Below are 1,834 nucleotides of genomic sequence, written 5' to 3'. Positions count from 1 at the left end.
CCGCGCCCTAGTACTGCCAGTTAAGATTGAACCCCAGCGTGACCGGATCGGTCTGGAATCCGTCTGGCTTGGAGGTGGGAATACCGGCAAATACGTCATAGCTGGTGTTCAACAGGTAGCCTCTCAAACCGGTCACTGCGCCGGCCAGATGCTTACCCAAAATATATTCACTGCCTTTGCCGCCGACTTCGCCGTAGTCCATACCCAGATAGAATTCGTGGTTTTGTACCGGCTCCGGTAGCCTCCACGCCAGTTCATTGCGGGTGTACCAGCCCCGATCGGCCGACAGGCTCAGTTCACCGTCATAGCCTCTGACCGACCAGCGCCCCCCGATAGAGAAGCGATCCTGTGAGGTTAAGGCCGTCGATGAGGCGAGCTGGCGCTGGTATTGCGTACGGTAGCTGAACTGCTGGCCAAACAGGCTAAAAGGCAGGTCGAGGTTCGCCGACAGCTGGGTGATTTTGCTCAGGGCCGTGGCCTGACCGTTGTACTCTTCCGGGGCGGGCTGGGCGCCGAACCAGCGATTACCCTGCTGGTAGGTGATACCGGCATCGAGCGTGGCGGCGGCGATATAGTGCCGGTGCTGTAGGCCTAAGCGCCATGCGGAGGTATTTCTGCGCTGGACTTCGATTTCCGTGTCGTTAACGTAATTCTTTGAACTCTTGACCAGCACGTCATAGCTGAGCGTGGTTTTTTGGGTCGCATTACGGTGGATAAGCCGACTGGCGCTGAGCGTCAGGTTATTGCTGTCGCCGCTGTACTGATAGTTTTCAATCGCACCGGCGACCGTCTGATGGTAGCTATTGCTGCTGGTGGTCACGGCGAAGGTCCAGTATTCGTAAGGCAGCGAGTAGTGGGCAGTATAGTTTTTGGTGCCGCGCTGGCCTCGGCCCTGCAGGTCATGGCCGCCGGAAATATAAAAGGAGTCGTTGACTGAGAGCGGGTTGTCCAGATACAGCGTGACGCCGCCCTGATAACGGCCGGTGCTGACGGTGCCGGAATCGTCTAATGACGCACCTAAGCGCCAGTGGCGGGCCTGCTTCCAGCTGACCGCCAGATTGGTCTCGCCCGGTTGCTCGCCCGGGACCAGTTGAATATCGGCCTGCGCGGTAGGAACGCGCTTCAGGTTTTCTAAACCTTGCTCAATGTCGCGCAGGTTAAGCCGGTCGCCTTCCCCGCTGGGGATAGTATTAAACAGGCGAATATAGCTGTCGCTGTCGGGCGTCAGGACAATCTGGTTGACCCGGCCTTCCAGTATCTGAAGCTGTAAGGTGCCGGAGGTGAGATCCTGCGGCGGAGCCAGCACGCGGGTGGTGACGTAGCCGCCTTCAATAATGCGGTTTTGCAATGCGCTCATCAGCAGGTTAATACCCTGCCCGCCCAGACACTGATGATTGCCCTGACCGGCAATCCCGTTGAGTAATAGCCAGTTGGTGATAAACGGACTGCCGGAGAGTTCGACCTGATTAATAGGAAAGCAAGGCGTTTCAACCGGGAATCGCTCGATCGTTGAACTGCCTTCGGGGAGCTTAATGCGCACGTCCGGCGTTTCGGGCGCTAACTGGTCTTCTAATGCTTTTTGCCGTTCCTGCTGATTAATCGCCTGCTGGTCGTTGATTTGATTTAACGTGGGAGCGCAATAGCTAATGATAGGGATGAATGCCGTTATCAATGTGCTTATTGATACCAGTAAGTGCTTATTACATAGGATTTTCTTAACGGCAAAATCCTGTTCTGCTCTCGCAAACATCGCTATTCCATTAGGGGGGCTTATCATAATTTCGCGTAAAATATACAACAGTCTATTTGTTGTCTATCACTATCTTTCACAATA

1 protein-coding gene is annotated in these 1,834 nt (G+C 55.0%); it reads right to left on the bottom strand.

Annotated elements, in window-relative coordinates; genetic code table 11:
* Positions 1 to 7: 7 nt before the first annotated feature.
* The gene (locus GVI43_RS15675; protein ID WP_159567768.1) at positions 8 to 1,750 is read right to left on the bottom strand and encodes a ShlB/FhaC/HecB family hemolysin secretion/activation protein; all 1,743 of its coding nucleotides are present in this window, start codon (positions 1,748 to 1,750) and stop codon (positions 8 to 10) included.
* Between the last annotated feature and the right edge of the window lie 84 nt (positions 1,751 to 1,834).

Source organism: Budvicia diplopodorum, assembly GCF_009800925.1.
GTDB lineage: Bacteria > Pseudomonadota > Gammaproteobacteria > Enterobacterales > Enterobacteriaceae > Budvicia > Budvicia diplopodorum.
This window is presented reverse-complemented; position numbering and strand designations above follow the sequence as displayed.

Excerpts from the sequence above, each read along its gene's own strand:
- GVI43_RS15675 (WP_159567768.1), bottom strand. The coding sequence starts at position 1,750 with ATGTTTGCGAGAGCAGAACAGGATTTTGCCGTTAAGAAAATCCTATGT.